At 72.9% G+C, this 14,470-nt stretch carries 15 protein-coding genes; 7 read left to right on the forward strand and 8 right to left on the reverse strand.

The genetic code is table 11. From position 1 onward, the window contains the following. Window positions 1–83 precede the first annotated feature (83 nt). Window positions 84–905 (reverse strand): histidine phosphatase family protein, encoded by an 822-nt coding sequence (locus tag NDAS_RS13635; RefSeq protein ID WP_013153781.1) that lies wholly within the window; start codon window positions 903–905, stop codon window positions 84–86. 231 nt (window positions 906–1,136) lie between these two features. Here NDAS_RS13635 and NDAS_RS13640 point away from each other — a divergent pair, with 231 nt between their 5' ends. After that, complete coding sequence (locus tag NDAS_RS13640) at window positions 1,137–2,090, forward strand: aldo/keto reductase (protein ID WP_013153782.1); 954 nt, start codon at window positions 1,137–1,139, stop codon at window positions 2,088–2,090. A 307-nt stretch (window positions 2,091–2,397) separates the two neighbouring features. Here NDAS_RS13640 and NDAS_RS13645 read toward each other — a convergent pair whose 3' ends face one another. After that, on the reverse strand, window positions 2,398–4,674 hold the full coding sequence (locus NDAS_RS13645; protein WP_013153783.1) for an LLM class flavin-dependent oxidoreductase: 2,277 nt from the start codon (window positions 4,672–4,674) through the stop codon (window positions 2,398–2,400). Window positions 4,675–4,773: 99 nt separating this feature from the next. Here NDAS_RS13645 and NDAS_RS13650 point away from each other — a divergent pair, with 99 nt between their 5' ends. Further along, window positions 4,774–5,373 carry a MarR family winged helix-turn-helix transcriptional regulator gene (locus NDAS_RS13650; RefSeq protein WP_013153784.1) on the forward strand — a complete coding sequence of 200 codons (600 nt, stop codon included), beginning with the start codon at window positions 4,774–4,776 and terminating at the stop codon, window positions 5,371–5,373. A 267-nt stretch (window positions 5,374–5,640) separates the two neighbouring features. Continuing rightward, a complete protein-coding gene (locus NDAS_RS13655) occupies window positions 5,641–7,731 on the forward strand; it encodes a helix-hairpin-helix domain-containing protein (protein WP_013153785.1) in 2,091 nt (696 codons plus the stop codon). 450 nt (window positions 7,732–8,181) lie between these two features. Here NDAS_RS13655 and NDAS_RS13660 read toward each other — a convergent pair whose 3' ends face one another. From NDAS_RS13660 to NDAS_RS13665, 4 genes are all read right to left on the reverse strand, one after another. Continuing rightward, complete coding sequence (locus NDAS_RS13660) at window positions 8,182–8,388, reverse strand: hypothetical protein (protein ID WP_013153786.1); 207 nt, start codon at window positions 8,386–8,388, stop codon at window positions 8,182–8,184. 137 nt (window positions 8,389–8,525) lie between these two features. After that, on the reverse strand, window positions 8,526–8,708 hold the full coding sequence (locus NDAS_RS28055) for a DUF397 domain-containing protein (protein WP_013153787.1): 183 nt from the start codon (window positions 8,706–8,708) through the stop codon (window positions 8,526–8,528). A 64-nt stretch (window positions 8,709–8,772) separates the two neighbouring features. Beyond that, window positions 8,773–8,943 (reverse strand): DUF397 domain-containing protein, encoded by a 171-nt coding sequence (locus tag NDAS_RS28060; RefSeq protein ID WP_013153788.1) that lies wholly within the window; start codon window positions 8,941–8,943, stop codon window positions 8,773–8,775. Beyond that, the gene (locus tag NDAS_RS13665) at window positions 8,940–9,767 is read right to left on the reverse strand and encodes a helix-turn-helix domain-containing protein (protein ID WP_041552765.1); all 828 of its coding nucleotides are present in this window, start codon (window positions 9,765–9,767) and stop codon (window positions 8,940–8,942) included. The genes NDAS_RS28060 and NDAS_RS13665 overlap by 4 nt, the downstream gene beginning before the upstream one ends. 302 nt (window positions 9,768–10,069) lie before the next feature. Here NDAS_RS13665 and NDAS_RS13670 point away from each other — a divergent pair, with 302 nt between their 5' ends. Together NDAS_RS13670 and NDAS_RS13675 are read left to right on the forward strand one after the other, a co-directional pair. Further along, entirely contained in the window at window positions 10,070–10,522 is a 453-nt protein-coding gene (locus tag NDAS_RS13670; protein WP_013153790.1) for an ATP-binding protein, read from the forward strand. A gap of 200 nt (window positions 10,523–10,722) precedes the next feature. Further along, window positions 10,723–10,935, forward strand: a complete 213-nt coding sequence (locus NDAS_RS13675) for a helix-turn-helix domain-containing protein (RefSeq protein WP_013153791.1) — start codon at window positions 10,723–10,725, stop codon at window positions 10,933–10,935. Window positions 10,936–10,970: 35 nt separating this feature from the next. On the opposite strand, the gene NDAS_RS13680 is transcribed toward NDAS_RS13675, so the two are convergent. Continuing rightward, the gene (locus NDAS_RS13680; protein ID WP_013153792.1) at window positions 10,971–11,582 is read right to left on the reverse strand and encodes a hypothetical protein; all 612 of its coding nucleotides are present in this window, start codon (window positions 11,580–11,582) and stop codon (window positions 10,971–10,973) included. Window positions 11,583–11,719: 137 nt separating this feature from the next. On the opposite strand from NDAS_RS13680, the gene NDAS_RS13685 reads away from it, so the two are divergent. Then, window positions 11,720–12,193, forward strand: a complete 474-nt coding sequence (locus tag NDAS_RS13685) for a MarR family winged helix-turn-helix transcriptional regulator (protein WP_013153793.1) — start codon at window positions 11,720–11,722, stop codon at window positions 12,191–12,193. A 141-nt stretch (window positions 12,194–12,334) separates the two neighbouring features. Here NDAS_RS13685 and NDAS_RS13690 read toward each other — a convergent pair whose 3' ends face one another. Then, a complete protein-coding gene (locus NDAS_RS13690; RefSeq protein WP_013153794.1) occupies window positions 12,335–12,961 on the reverse strand; it encodes a TetR/AcrR family transcriptional regulator in 627 nt (208 codons plus the stop codon). Between the two features lie 63 nt (window positions 12,962–13,024). On the opposite strand from NDAS_RS13690, the gene NDAS_RS13695 reads away from it, so the two are divergent. Continuing rightward, window positions 13,025–14,443: a serine hydrolase domain-containing protein gene (locus NDAS_RS13695; protein WP_013153795.1), complete on the forward strand. Its 1,419-nt coding sequence runs from the start codon at window positions 13,025–13,027 to the stop codon at window positions 14,441–14,443. The last annotated feature ends 27 nt before the right edge of the window (window positions 14,444–14,470 follow it).

Raw genomic sequence — 14,470 nt, forward strand, 5'->3', positions numbered from 1 at the left:
TGGCCGAACTCGCAAGCCGGGCATGCGTCCGGGGATCCAGGGCCCGAGGCCTCCCCGAGGCCCGCCGGGGCGGAGGGGGTCCGTCAGGGGGCGTCGGCGGGGGTCTCCTGGGAGCCCGCGCCGCCGCCCACGGCCGCGTCGCCGCTGGCCTCGGCGGGGGTCGGCAGGCTCGCGGTCAGGCTCTCCCCCGTGTCGTTGAGCTTGTTGAGGAAGGGGCGGGTGCGCGTGTAGGTGATGGAGGTGACCGAACAGGGGTCCACCCGCAGGCGCTGGAACAGGTCCAGGTGCATGCCGAGGGCGTCGGCGACGATGGCCTTGATGATGTCGCCGTGACTGCACACCACGTACACGGGCGGGTCCTGGGGCGCGGACGGGACGCCCGGGGCCGATGCCTCGGACGGGGAACCCGGGACCGGGGCCTCGGGCGGCGCCGAGAGCAGGCGGGCGTTCCAGTCGCGCACGGCCGCGACCGCGCGGGCCGAGGACTCGGCCAGGGCCTCCCCGCCGGGGAAGCGCGCGGCGCTGGGGTGGTCCTGCACCACGCGCCAGAGGGGTTCGTCGGACAGTTCACCGAGCCCGCGGCCGGTCCAGGAGCCGTAGTCGCACTCCACGAAGCGCTCGTCGGTGGTGACGGGGACGCCGAGCTGCGCGGCGACGGCCTCGGCGGTCTCCTGGCAGCGTTCGAGCGGGCTGGAGACCAGGGCCGCCGGTCGCAGCCCGGTGAGCCGACCGGCCAGGTGCGCGGCCTGGACGCGGCCGGTGTCGTTGAGGTGGACGCCCTCGGCGCGCCCCGCCAGGCGGGGGCCGGTGGCGTCGGTCATCCCGTGCCGGATGAGGAGGAGGGTGACCGCCTCGGGTGCGGGCGGTGGGGGCGGAGTGTCCTGGGGTGCTGCGGGTGTCGCCATGGTCACAGGGTAGGCCCGTGGCGGACGGGAGGGCAGGACCCCGGCCGCGGTCGCGGGAACGGTCTGCCGCCGCGGGATCGGCGGATCCGGGCCACCAGGTTCGAGGAGCCCGTTCCCGGAACCGGAACACGGGCGCGGGCACCGCGAACGCCCCGGTCACGGCCGCGCCGGAGGGGAACGGCGGGGGTGTGCCCAGGGACGGCGTCGGACGGACGCGGTACTCTCCGCCGCATGGAACAGCGACAGGTGGGCAGATCAGGGCTCTGGGTCTCTCGTACCGCTCTCGGCACGATGACCTGGGGCAAGGACACCTCCGAGGAGGAGGCCGGGCAGCAGCTCACCGCGTTCGTGGACGCGGGCGGCACGCTCGTGGACACCGCGGACATCTACACCGGCGGCCAGAGCGAGCGGATCCTGGGGCGCCTGCTGCGCGCCTCGGTGCGCCGCGAGGACGTGGTGGTGGCCACCAAGACCGGCCACACGCCCGACGGCTACCGGCCGGTGGACGCCTCCCGGCGGCACCTGCTGGCCTCCCTGGACGCCTCGCTGCGACGCCTTCAGACCGACTACGTGGACCTGTGGCAGCTGCACGTGTTCGACCCCTCCACGCCGCCCGAGGAGTCGCTGGCCGCGATGGAGGCGGCCGTGGCGGCGGGCAAGGCGCGCTACGTGGGCACGGGGAACCTGGAGTCGTGGCAGTTCGCGACCCTGGCCACCTGGCAGCGCGCGCGCCCCGGGCGCGTGCCCCTGGTGAGCGTGGGGAGCGAGTACTCGCTGCTCAACCGGGGCGCCGACCACGGTCTGCGGCCCGCCGCGGCGGTGGCCGGGGCCCACCTGATCGCGTGGTCGCCGCTGGGACGCGGCGTGCTCACCGCCAAGTACCGCAACGGGACGCCGCCGGACTCGCGGGCGGCCTTCTCCCACATGGCGCCGTACGTGGAGCCCTACCTGGACGACCGCAGCCGCCGGGTGGTGGAGTCGGTGTGCACGGCGGCCGAGGGCCTGGGCGTGTCGCCGCTGGCGGTGGCGCTGAGCTGGGCGCGCGACCAGGAGGGCGTGGCCGCGGCGGTGGTCGGTCCGCGCACCCTCGCGCAGCTGGAGGAGATCCTGGGTGTGGAGGGCGTGGAGCTGCCGCCCAAGATCCGCGACGCGCTCGACGACGCCACGGCGCGCCCCGAGCGCTGACACCCCTCCCTCGCCGGTGCTCCCTCGGGGTCCACGGAAACGGGGGCGCGACCGTCCTCGGCGGCTTCGGGGCGCCTTCTCCCCCGGGTCGCGCGAACCGGCGACGCCCGTGCGGTGACCGCGCCCGCCCCACCCGTGCGGTGCGCCCGCGAACGGTTTCACGGCGGGCAAGCCCACAGGCGGGCTCTCCCCCCTTGGGCCCACGCGCGGGGAACGCGCGGAGCGGCGCCGACCGGCGGCGACGCCCCCGGCGCACGCGCACACGCGGGGGACGCACCACCGCCCGCCCGGTTCCGGCCGGGCCCGCTCAGCCCCGAATCGCGGGCGGGATCGGGAAGTTCTTGTCGAACACGTTGTGCGGGTCGTACACGGCCTTGAGGGCCCGCAGCCTGTCCAGGGTGGGCTCGGGGAAGGCCTGCGCGAGCACCTCGGGCCCGGTACGGGTGTCGAAGCTCAGGTACATGCCCTCCAGGTGCTTGTCCAGGTCCGCCCACCGCTGGTCCATGCGCACGGCGCTCCGGGTCGCCGTCATGGCCGCCAGCACGAAGTTCTGCGACCGGTGGGCGTAGGCGGTGGCGTCGGCCGCCAGGTCGTTGACCGCGCCGCCGACCTGTCTGAGCTGCATGAACATGACGTCGCCCGAGGCGAGCAGCCCGGCCAGGCCCTCGGCCGCGTCCGGGGTGACGTGGTGCAGCAGGCCCGAGCGCGCCTCGGGCAGCCCGTGGCCCTGGTGGGGCCCGTCGGGGCGGACGAGGATCGCGGGGTAGGGCGCGAGCTGGGCGCGCTGGTCCAGGACGGGGCCCACGGACAGGAAGGGCTCCAGCGCCCGCACGGCCAGGTCGGTGTCGTCCCCGGCGTAGACCACCATGGCCTGGGCCGCGGGGCCGCGTCCGCCGCGCGCGGGGCCGGTGGTGAGGAAGGCGGTGACCTCGCGCGGCGCGGCCTCGGCGACCTCGCCCCAGGCCCGGAGGAAGGCGGCGGTGTCGGTCGCGTCGTAGACGAACTGGCCGAGGACCACGTCGCGCACCGGGGCGGCCGTGGCCTCGACGGCTGTGAGCACGCCGAAGTTGGCGCCCGCGCCGCGCATGGCCCAGAACAGGTCGGGGTGGTGGTCGGCGTCGGCGCGCACGGGGGTTCCGTCCGCGGTGACGACCTCGACGGCGGTGACGTTGTCGATGGTCAGGCCGTGGGCGCGGGACATGTAGCCCACGCCGCCGGTGGTGGCCAGGCCCCCGACGCCCACTCCCCCGTGGTCGCCCGAGCTGAGGGCCAGGCCGTGGAAGGCGAGGGTGTCGGCGACCTCGCCCCAGCGGGCGCCGGCGCCGAGCCGGACCAGGCCGGAGTCCGCGTCCAGGACCTCGACGCCGTTCATCCGCGACAGGTCCACGACGACGCCGCCGTCGCCGGTGGAGCGCCCGCTGATGCCGTGGCCGCCGCTGCGCACGTGCAGGTCGGCGTCCTGGGCGCGGGCGTGGGCGAGGGCCTCGGCGACCTCCTCGGCGCTGCCGGGGCGCAGGACCAGCCCCGGCGAGCCCTTCTGCATGTAGCCGTGGCGGACGCGGGCGTAGGCGCGGTCGCCGGGTTCGACGGCGTGCTCGCGCAGGCTCTCGGGGACGCCGTCGTAGTCGATGCCGGAGCGGCGCGCGGCCAGGGAGGCGGCGGCGCGGGCCGGGCCGGTGTCGGTGCCCGCGTCGGCGCGTTCGCGGTCCACGGCCTCGCGCAGGGCGGGGGCGACCTCGGCGCCGAAGGTCTGGATGGTGCGCGGGTCGTCGGTGCCCACGATGAACGTGGAGTAGCCGTGTTCGAGGACCAGGGGCAGCAGGTCGTCCACCCACTGCTCGGGCGGGCCCTGGAGGAAGTCCTTCCCGGTGGGCAGGAAGGCGATCTGGGCGAGGTTGAGCATGCGGCGGACCTGACGGGGGTCGCGCCCGGCGGCCTGCGCGGCCTCGTCGATGGTCCGGTGGGCCTCGGCCATGTCCTCCAGCTTGAGGTAGCCGAGGCTGGGCAGCCAGCCGTCCGCCTTGGCGCCGACCAGGCGCAGCATGCGGGGCTTGTAGGCGCCCAGGCTGATGCCGATCTCGTGGGCGGGGGCGGGGCCGCGCTTCATGCCGCGCACGCGGTGGTGCTCTCCGTTGACGCGGACGCCGCCGCGGGCGTCGGTGTCCCAGGCGGCGCGGATGACGTCGATGCCCTCGCTGAGCGCGTCCACGGCCTGGCGCGGGGTGAGGCGCTTGCCGCCCATGCCCTCGATGCCGTCCCAGAACGCTCCGGCGCCCAGGGCGAGTTCGAAGCGGCCGTGGGAGAGCAGGTCGAGGCTGGCGGCGGAACGGGCGAGCATCGCGGGCGGGCGCAGGGGCAGGTTGAGGACGTTGGCCGACACGCTCAGGCGCGTGGTGCGCGCGGCCACCCAGCTCAGCAGGGTCCAGGTGTCGAGGAAGCCGGGGTTGTAGGGGTGGTCCTGGAAGGTGGCCAGGTCCAGTCCGGCCGCCTCGGTGAGTTCGGCGAGCGCGACGGTGCGGTCGGGGTCCTGCGCCGCGGGTGTGATGAAGGTGCCGAACCTCAGGGGGTGTCCGTAGTCGGGCATGGGTTCTCTCCTCGGGAGGAAGCCGGAACTAGTTTGTCGAACCAACGATGTTGGCAACAACTTATCTTGTGTGCCACCTATTCCTGGTAGCCTCGGAGCATGGCACTCCCCACTCCGAAGCCCGGCCGGACCCCGGCCGGGAACGCGGACCCGACTCCGGGACAGGACACCGACCTGGGGTGGTCGCTGGCCGTGCTCCTGCGCCGGTGGCACGAGCGGGTGGAGGCGGTCCTGGACGGCGTCCCGCACGGCAGCCGCGGCTACCACGTGCTCACCGCGGTCTCACTCGACGAGCCCCCCACCCAGGCGGCCCTGGCCGAGCGGCTGCTCATCGACCGCAGCGTGATGACCTACCTCCTCGACGACCTGGAGGAGGCCGACCTCGTGCGGCGCCGGGTGGACCCCGGCGACCGGCGGGTGCGGCGGGTGTGCGCCACCGCGCACGGCCGCGAGGTGCTGGCCTCGCTCAGCGCACGCGTGCGTGAGGCGGAGGAGCACATCCTGGCGGGACTCGACGCGCCCGCGCGCGAGCTGTTCCGCCAGATCGCCCAGCACGCGGCCGTCGCCGTCCAGGAGTCCTCCCCCACGACCGACCCGTGCGCGGCCGTGCGCCAGGTCGTCGGTCCGGACGACCCGGCTGGGAAGCCGGAGAAGCGGGAGGGGCGGCGCGGGCGCGGGAACCGGGCCAAGCGGGAGTAGCGGGCGGGCCGGGGGCGCTCCTGGACTCGGGGAGGTTTCCGATGCCAGGGCGGTTCCGGGACGCGTCAGGAAGGCGTGCCGAGTTCGAGCGACGGCGGGCGGACGGGGAGCGTGGCAACGGGCGACCGGGGCGGGCGACGGCAGGCGACCGGGGTGCATGGTGGCGGGCATCGGCGGGCGCACCCCCGAAGCGGGAACCGAGCGTCGTCGCCAGTCGATAGGCTCCCCCAGAGTCCGTGAACCGTATGACGAGGGGAACCGCCCGAGGTGTCCGAGGCAGAACAGGTCAGTGCCGTCCTTGACCGGATGGGCGCGCCGGGCGCCCTGGCGCCCCGGCTGCTGGGCGTGCTGGGGCCAGGGGCCGCCGCCGCGCTGGACGCGAACCCGTGGCTGCTGCTGCGCCTGCCGCAGGTGACCCCGGAGCAGGCCGACTTCTGCGCCCGCAGGCACCTGGGCGAGGGCGCGCGGCCCGGCGACCCCCGGCGGCTGGCGGCGCTCACCGGGCACGTACTGCGCATGTCCGCCGCGCGCGGGCACACCGTGGTCGAGGAGAAGAAGCTGGCCTCGGTCGTGGGCGGGTTCGGGGTGGCCGATCCGGCCGCCGCGCTGGAGGCGGCCGTGGCCGACGGGAGCGCGGTGATGCTGGAGAGCACCGACGAGGACGACGACGAGGACTTCGACTTCAGCGAGGGCGGAGTCCCGGACCTGCCCGACACCGAACTGTTCTACGCGCTGCCCGAGGTGGGGCACGCCGAACAGCGGCTGGGCGAACAGCTGCTGCGGCTGATCGGCGGCAACGAGCCGATCATGGACTCGATGACCGCGGGTGAGACGGTGGACGCGGCCGTGGAGCGGGGCGGGTTCACCGTTTCGGACCGCACGCGCGAGGCCCTGGTGACGGCGACCCTGCGCCCGGTGACGGTGCTGCGGCACGGCCCTGGCGACGCCGCGGAGATCGCGCGGGCGCTGGTGTGCCTGGACGCGATCGCCACCGACAGCCAGGTGGGGATCGCGGTGGCTGCGCCGACCGCGCAGGCCGCGGCGGCCGTCAACGCCGACCTGGCGCGGATCCGCGGGGAGCGGGCCACGGGCGGGGGTTCCGAGGGAGCGCGGGTTTCCGGGGGTGCCGGAGGGGCACCGGAGGCCGGGGCCGCCGAGGAGACCTGGGGTGCCGGGGAGGACGAAGCGGCGCGGGGGGACGAGAGCGCTGAGGCGGCCTCGGATGCGCAGGGGGCTTCGCACACACAGGTGGCTTCGGAGACACAAGACACTCCGGACTCGCAGGAAACCCCGGTGACACAGGGGGCTTCGGGCGAGCAGGGGTCCGAAGAGGCTGACGAAGTGCGGGAGGACCGAGAGCAGCCGGAACAGCCGGAACAGCAGACGCAGCAGAGCCACGAGGGACAGCAGGACCAGCAGGGGCCCGGCGAGGACGTTCGGTCCCCCGTGCGGGCGGTGTCGCTGCCCGCGCTCCTGGCGCAGGCGCCGCTGAAGGCCGGTCTGGTGGTGCTGTGCGAGGCGATGTCGGTGGGCGCGGCCCGTGCCGCCGAACTGGCTTCGGTGTGCGCGGACGACGCCCACCTGGTGCTGCTGGCCGACCCGAACCAGGCGCCCTCGGCCACGCCGGGCCAGGTGGTGGTGGACATCGCCGCGTCGCGGACCGCGCACGTGGCCGAGGTGGCCGACGACGACGCGCCGGGGCCGATCGCGGAGCTGGCGGCGGGCGTGGCCTCGGGCGGGGTTCCCGAGGTGGAGGCGCCCGGACGCGAGGTGGTGCGGGTTCCGGCGGCGTCGGCAGAGGAGGCGGTGCACCGGGTGGTGCAGCTGGTGACGGACTCGATTCCGCGCGCGTTGGGGATCGGGGCCGAGCACGTGCAGGTGGTGACCGCGCGGGAGGACGGCCCGGCCGGTGCACGGGCGGTCAACGCCGCGTGCAAGGAGAGGCTGAACCCGGGGCCGGGTGCGCACGGCGGGTTCGACGTGGGCGACCGGGTGCTGTTCACGGCGGAGGGCCCCGGCTACGGGCCCGGTGACACCGGTCATCTGCGCGAGGTGGGCGGCGGTGCCGTGGTGGAGCTGGTCGGCGGCGGTCGGGTGAAGGTGACCGACCCGGCGGCGCTGCGCCCGGGCTGGGCGGTGACGGTGGCCGCCGCGCACGGGGGCCGGTGGCCCGCCGTGGTGGCGGTGTTCCCGCCGGAGGTGCCGGTGTCGCGGCCACAGGTGTACACGGCGCTGACCCGGGCGACGCGGCACGTGTCGCTGGTGGACGCGACCGGCGGCGGGCTGGAGACCGGTGTGCGGGAGAACGCGGCGAAGGAGCGGACGACCCGCCTGGTGAGGATCCTGCGCGAGGGGTAGGCCCGCGGTTCGGGAAGCACGCGCCCCGCGCACGCGGGGGTGGTCCGTGATGGTGCCCTCTACCTTGCCGTCCTAGGGAACGCGTCTCGCGCACGCGGGGACGGCCCCGCCGCTACCCCCGCCCTCCCGGGTTCGCAGGAACGCGCCCCGCGCACGCGGGGATGGTTCCGATCGAGCCGGGTCGGAGCGCGGCGGTTTCCCAACGCTCCCTGGGCACGCGGAGGTGGTCGTCCACAGGCGGAAGCCGGGGGTTGGCGGCGGGTGGGAAGACCGGTCAGACTGGATTTGGGGGCGCGTGACGCACCTGCGCGGAGCGAGAACTTCCCCGAATCGAGCGTAGCCCGCCCGTCCGGCACCGCACCAGACCGCTCTTCGCCCTGTGGACAACCTGCGGTCCCGCGCATGCAGGAGTGGACCCGATCAAGCCCAGTCCGTCGGCGCGGGGCGTCGTCACCCCATCTGGCCGGGGTACTTGACCGCTCGGGCGACGACCTTCGCGTACCTGTCGGCCTGCTCGTCGGTGTGCGCGTACATGATGATCGTGTCGGAACCGCGGGACCGGACCTCCCAGACCGCCCCCGTGCCGTGGGTGCCGGGTGGCAGATTGGTGAAGAGGACGTCGGGATAGCGGGCGGACAGCTCCTCGTGAGTAGCCATGGTGGACACCGTAGCCAGGTGTGGCCGGTTGCGGGCCCGGTTTCGTGGTGGATGTGTGGCTGGCGCGGAGCGGGTGACGAATGGGAAAGGAAACCGGCCCTGCCCAGGCGCGGGCAGGGCCGAATCGAGGTAGTTCGCTACCGGACGCGCACCGCAGCCAGTAGTGCTGTCCACTCCGAGGCCTCGGCCGACAGATGGCCCAGCTCCCGGTTCTGGGTGTCACGGATACCGGTGACCGGACCCTCCGCGACCTCTACGCAGTGACCGCCACCGCCGTCACTGAAGGAGGACTTGTGCCATGGACTGTTCTCGCTGCTCATCACAGACCTTTCATGCTCACATGAAGGATTTCGAGGAACCGCCGAGGAGACAGGGCTCTGGCTACTAGCCGCGCACGGCCGCGAGCAAGGCCGTCCACTCGGAAGCCTGGGCCGACAGGTAGCCCAGCTCCCGGTTCTGGGTGTCCCTAACCAGGGTCTCGGAACCTTCAGAAACCTCAACACAGTTGCCGCTAGCTGCGCTGTAGCTGGCCTTATGCCACACACGTTCCGTCATCGCTCAACCATCTCTCGCACCATCTGAAGTGACGTCGACTCCGAGTGTGCCTCACCCTGGAGAAGCCCGAAAGTTGTCACGCACTCCTGATACAGGTTCTTATCGCTGATCACAGTCTCCCCAGTCATGTACTCAGCAGAAGCCACAGAGGGTTCGTCTGCGAAGGTGTACAGCCGGAAAGGCCCCCCGCTTCCGTAGTGCCTCTTGGTGTCCCGGGGGACGATCTGCACACGCACCCTACCGCCCTCCACCTCACGGAGGACACGCTGCACCTGCTCATGCAGCAGGTCAGGACCACGGTTCCCGACTTGCTGATAGAACACCGACTCAGCGATGAGGAAAAGCACCAGCGGCCGGGTTTCCTCCTCCAGGATGCGCTGCCGAGAGATTCGAGCCTGAACGAGTTCTTCGATGGAGGCCGATGGCATCCCGGGGTAACCATCCTCGAAGATCGCGCGAGCGTACTCCGGTGTCTGAACCAGGCCCGGGAACACTAACGTTTGGAAGTCGCGGATCTGCGTGGCCGCGCCTTCCAGCTCCGGAAGTTCCGCGAACCTGAACGCAGTACGCACCTGACGGCTGGCTTTCTCCCACTCCTCAGCGATGCTCCCTCCGGCTTTCAGAGCTTCGTCCAGCTTGTTGACGTACTTCTCATCGACCTTCCGGGCGCCGGTCTCCCATGAGGAGTAACAGCTTCCGACGACGCCGAGCACCTTGGCGATGTCGACTTGCAGCAGACCAAGGGCATCGCGGTGTTTCCGCATCTGCTTCCCGAAGTGCTTCCACGCGGGGTCAGTGGGTCGCTTCGTCACGAGTTCCTCCATGACTTCACTGGGAGAAACATATTACACAGGACTTTCTCCCCACGGGAGGAGTCTTCTGTGGAATCTCCAATCGCACGACGGTTGTGTGAAGTCTCTTGAACTGGCCACTTCACTGAGAGATCGTGTGATCACAGAGAACCGGTTGTGGAATTGGGAGAATTCTTCACACTGCATCGCGGAAGCCTTGTGGTGTGGCGAAAGCCTTGAAATATGACACACCGGACAAAAAGAAGCCCCGACGGTCGAAGTAGAGAGCGACCGCCGAGGCAAGGCGCTCCACCCCGAAAGCCCCGAGGTGAAACATGCAAAAGTCTACCGTTCCGCCCATCCCGCTTCCACGCCGACTGTGCGGAACCAGCACCAAATCAGGCATTCTGCTCGGCCCCGAACTCGGCCACGTCAGGATCTCCCGCCGCTGGGCCGTCCAGGCCACCCGCTCCCGACCCAGTCTGGCCGAACCCGTCGGCATCACTGTGTCGGAGCTCGTCACGAACGCGCTGCGCCACTCGGCGTCCGGGCTCCCCGGCGGCAGCATCCGCGTGGAGATCGAACGCACCTCACGCCACCTCGAACTCCGGGTCACCGACAACGGCCCCCGCCCCGGCGCGCAACCCACGTTCCCGAGTGTGCCCAGCTCCGAACCCCTGCGCCCCAGCGGCAACGGACTGCGCCTGACCGAAGCCCTGTGCTCCTACTGGGACTGGAAACAGCACTCCTGCGGCGCGATCACCGTCCGCGCCGTCTTCCCCTGGTAACCCACGCATCCCTGTGAGCGCTCAGCGCTCCGTGCTCCGCGCCACCCGGCCTGTCCCCCGGGCCGGTGCGGACGGGCCGGTGCGAAGAGCACCAGCCCGAAGCCCCGCCTCCTCCTTCCCCGGGGAGGCGGGGCCACCCCACCAGCCACCCGCACAACACCCAGCGCAGAACACCCAACACCGGACACGGAAAGCCCCTCATGCCCGACTACAGCTACCTCCTCGACGGCCGCCCCGACGTCCTCACACCCAGCGAAGTCGCCGCCCTGTTCAACATCCGCCCCCGCAGCCTCCACCGAGGCGAATGGGACAACGTCCTCAAACCCTTCCGCACCCCCGGCGGAGCACGCCGCTACCCCAAAGAACACATCGCCGCCCTCCTCAACCAGCCAGACCCCCCGACCTCCCCCTGAACCCGCGCGAAGCCCACCCTCCGCCTTCCGCTCTCTCACGCCTCATCGGGGCCGGGTCCGGGGCCGGGCTCGGCCCCGGACCCGGGCGCCCCCTCCAGCAGACACCCGCCCTCGATGAGCATCTGACGGACCGCGCCGACCATCCAGACGAGGGTGACGGCGATGACCGTGACGTTCTTGACCGCGAGCAGCAGCGCCCAGTAGAGGTCCTGCCCCGAGGCGGGAATCCACAGGGGCACGACCTGTTCGGGGACGACGGAGAAGACGGCGAACAGCGCGAGCAGCAGCACCCCCTGCCACAGCAGACCGGGCCACCGGTGGTCGAGGAACGCCTGGACGCGGCGGCCGTCGCCCAGACGCCTCCCGGCCCGGACCCGCTCGTCCTTGAGGATCGCGATGCGGATGACGAGGACGATCAGCACCACCCTCGCCCCTTGGGCGAGCACCTCCAGAGCCACGCGCGAGGGCGTCGCCAGCGCGTCGCCCCACAGCGCCACCCCGAAGCGTTCGACCGCCGGGACCAGGGAGAGGCCCACCACCAGGGGGAGGTGGCGGACGTAGAAGGCCAGTGCCCAGCGCGGAGGCTCCAGGGCCAGCCGCAGGTGTGCGCGCCAGGTCAGCTCGGGGATGGTGGCTCTCTCCGTCATCGTCGCTCTCCCGGTTCGCGGTGGCGGTGCCTGTCGGATATTTACTTTAGTTCACTAAACTAAAATATTCGGTAGCCTGAAAGAAGTTCACCGCAGGCAGGAGGAAGGCGGTGCAGCGGAGAAGGGGGCGACGGGGCATGGACAGCGGGGACAGCGACACGGCAGGGGACGGCAGCGACCTCGGACGGCAGCTCAGCACCGCCGTCGTGCTCTTCCACGAGGCCGTCGGCCAACGCCTGGGACTGCGCGCGCTCGACCACCGCGCGCTGGGCCTGATCGAACGACAGGGCCCGCTCACGGCGGGCGCGCTGGCCGAGCTGACCGGCCTGACCCCCGGAGCCGTCACCGGACTCGTCGACCGGCTGCACCGCCTGGGCTACGTGCAGCGCGTCCCCGACCCCGCCGACCGGCGGCGCGTGCTCGTCTCTGCGGACGTCGAGGCGCGGCCCGACCCCGCCGACGCCTTCGCGGGGCTGTCGCGGGCGATGGGCGAACTGATGGCCGGGTACGACGAGGCCGAACTCGCCGTGATCACCGACTACGTCACGAAGACCATCGACATCCTGCACACGCAGACCCGGCGGCTCAGCGAGCCCGAACCAGGGGCGTGACCGGCAGCAGGACCGTGATCCCCGCCCCGGGAGAACAGCGGCCTCCGGGAGAACAACGACCTCCGGGAGCGCTTCGGAGACTCCGGCCGTTCCAGGGGGAACACCGCCACCGCGGCCGGGAACGCGGCCGGGGTCGGCGGTTCAGCGCGCGTACTGGCGGCACTCTCCCGTGAACACCGAACCCAGTTCCGCGCGCAACGCCTCCCGGGCACGCTCGGCGGCTCCCGGCCCGCCCCGGTAGACCTGGGTGGCCAGCCCCTCGGCCACGGCGGCGACGCGGGCGGCGGACGCGGCGGCGTCCACGTCCGCCTCCACCTCACCGCACTCCACGCCGTTGCGCACCGCTCGGGCGATCTCGGCGTGCAGCGCGTCCGCCGTGCGCGCGTCCACCTCGGCCAGGGCCGGGTTCTCCAGGGCCCGTCCGGCGAAGACGCGGATCACCCGGAATTCCGCCCGGCGGGGCTCGTCCAGGGGCAAGTGCTCGGCCAGCGCGGCCAGCAGGATCCCGGAAATGGTCCTCTCGTGCCGGGCGCCCTCGCTGACCACGTCCGCGACGCGGGTGGCGACGGCCGTGCTGACCCGCTCGAACGCGTGCAGGAGCATGTCGTCCTTGGACGGGAAGTAGTGCTGCACGAGCCCGACGGAGATCCCCGCGCGCGCGGCCGTGCGGGCCACGGTCACGGCGTCCAGCCCCCGTTCGGCGATCAGCTCGCACACGGCGCCGGTGATCTGCGTGCGCCTCTGGGCGTGGTCTGCGGTTCTCGGCACCGGATAACCGTATCATGGTACGGTCATAATCGTATGGATATACGGTTATCGAAAGGCCCCCTCATGCCCCTCCCCCTCACCCACGTCCCCCTCGCCCTGCTGCTCGCCCTGTCCCCCGTGGTCACAGCCCCACCGGACGACGCGGCTCCCAATGACCCCGCCGCGATGGACGCCTACGTCCAGGAACGCATGGCCGCCACCAACACCCCCGGACTGGCCTACGCCGTGGTCGGCCCCGGGGGCGTCGAGCACCGGGGGACCTTCGGCGTGGACGGCGACGGCGCCCCGGTGGACGAGCACACCCCGTTCCTGTGGGGGTCGGTGGCCAAGCCCGTGACCGCCACCGCCGCACTGGTCCTTGCCGGGGAGGGGCGTCTGGACCTGGACGCCCCGGTCGAGGAGTACCTGCCGGTCTTCGCGGAGTTCGGCGCCGACCCCACCGTGCGCGACCTGCTCACCCAGACCTCGGGGCTCACCGGGCGCACCGCCGCAGCCACCAGCGACCTCTACGGCGAGGGGGCCCCGGACCTGGACGCGCGGATGGCGCGCGTCGCCGCCTCGGAGCCGGGGACCCCGGGCACGCACGAGTACAGCAGCGCGAACTACCTCGTGCTGGGCGCCGTCATGGAGGAGGTGACCGGCGACTTCCACGGGTACCTGCGCGAGAGCGTCCTGGAACCGACGGGGATGGACGGCGTCTTCGCCAGCGCGGCCCAGGCGCGGGAGGCCGGGCTGAGCCCGGGGCACCGCACGCTGTGGGGCGTGCCGGTGGCCGACGCCGACGGTGTGGACGACGAGGGAGCCGCCTACGGCTACCTGGGCGGGGACGTCACCGACCTGGCCGCGTTCGCGCGGGCGCAGGTGGCGGCGGAGCCGCCCGTGCTGGACGCCGCCGCACTGGAGGAGGCCCGCACGGGGCTGGTCCCGGTCCCCGGTTCGGCGCAGGAGTACGGCCTGGGATGGCGCGACACCGCCCTGTCCGACCTGGGTGAGCCGATCGTCTTCCACGGCGGTTCGACCCCGGGGTACGCGGCGATCGTGGTGGTGCTGCCCGAACGCGGGAGGGCGGTGGTGGTCCTCCAGAACACCTACGACATGCTGCGCGACAACGGAATCCAGGCGGTCGCCTTCGGGCTGGCCCACATGCTCGCGGGCGGGGACTCCCCCTCCTCCCCCGGCACCGACCCGCTGTACCTGGCGTCGGTGTGGACGCCCACGGCAGCCGCGGCGGCGCTGGGCGCGGGCGCCGTCGCGGCCGTGCGGGTGCGGCGGCCCCGCGGGTGGGCGACCGCGCTGTGGTCGGCGCTGGGGCTGGTCGCGGTGGCCGCCGCGGTGGGGGTGGCGGTGAGCCACGGCCCGCGCCCGGCCCTGACGTGGCTTCCCGACGTGACGGCGGCGACGCTGGCGGCGGGTGCGCTCGGCGCGGCCGTCGTGGTCCTGCGTCTGCTGGCGCACCGGCGCGGCGCCCGATCCCGGGACTGACCCCCGGCGCACAGGGCGACGCCACTG

This window comes from Nocardiopsis dassonvillei subsp. dassonvillei DSM 43111 (assembly GCF_000092985.1).
Classification (GTDB): domain Bacteria; phylum Actinomycetota; class Actinomycetes; order Streptosporangiales; family Streptosporangiaceae; genus Nocardiopsis; species Nocardiopsis dassonvillei.

What these genes read in the sequence shown, in the direction of transcription:
- NDAS_RS13685 (WP_013153793.1), top strand. Translation starts at nt 11,720, where the DNA reads ATGGACAGCGGGGACAGCGACACGGCAGGGGACGGCAGCGACCTCGGA.
- NDAS_RS13645 (WP_013153783.1), bottom strand. Translation starts at nt 4,674, where the DNA reads ATGCCCGACTACGGACACCCCCTGAGGTTCGGCACCTTCATCACACCC.
- NDAS_RS13695 (WP_013153795.1), top strand. Translation starts at nt 13,025, where the DNA reads ATGCCCCTCCCCCTCACCCACGTCCCCCTCGCCCTGCTGCTCGCCCTG.
- NDAS_RS13640 (WP_013153782.1), top strand. Translation starts at nt 1,137, where the DNA reads ATGGAACAGCGACAGGTGGGCAGATCAGGGCTCTGGGTCTCTCGTACC.
- NDAS_RS28060 (WP_013153788.1), bottom strand. Translation starts at nt 8,943, where the DNA reads ATGACGGAACGTGTGTGGCATAAGGCCAGCTACAGCGCAGCTAGCGGC.
- NDAS_RS13665 (WP_041552765.1), bottom strand. Translation starts at nt 9,767, where the DNA reads ATGGAGGAACTCGTGACGAAGCGACCCACTGACCCCGCGTGGAAGCAC.
- NDAS_RS13670 (WP_013153790.1), top strand. Translation starts at nt 10,070, where the DNA reads ATGCAAAAGTCTACCGTTCCGCCCATCCCGCTTCCACGCCGACTGTGC.
- NDAS_RS13680 (WP_013153792.1), bottom strand. Translation starts at nt 11,582, where the DNA reads ATGACGGAGAGAGCCACCATCCCCGAGCTGACCTGGCGCGCACACCTG.
- NDAS_RS13650 (WP_013153784.1), top strand. Translation starts at nt 4,774, where the DNA reads ATGGCACTCCCCACTCCGAAGCCCGGCCGGACCCCGGCCGGGAACGCG.
- NDAS_RS13635 (WP_013153781.1), bottom strand. Translation starts at nt 905, where the DNA reads ATGGCGACACCCGCAGCACCCCAGGACACTCCGCCCCCACCGCCCGCA.
- NDAS_RS13660 (WP_013153786.1), bottom strand. Translation starts at nt 8,388, where the DNA reads ATGGCTACTCACGAGGAGCTGTCCGCCCGCTATCCCGACGTCCTCTTC.
- NDAS_RS28055 (WP_013153787.1), bottom strand. Translation starts at nt 8,708, where the DNA reads ATGAGCAGCGAGAACAGTCCATGGCACAAGTCCTCCTTCAGTGACGGC.
- NDAS_RS13675 (WP_013153791.1), top strand. Translation starts at nt 10,723, where the DNA reads ATGCCCGACTACAGCTACCTCCTCGACGGCCGCCCCGACGTCCTCACA.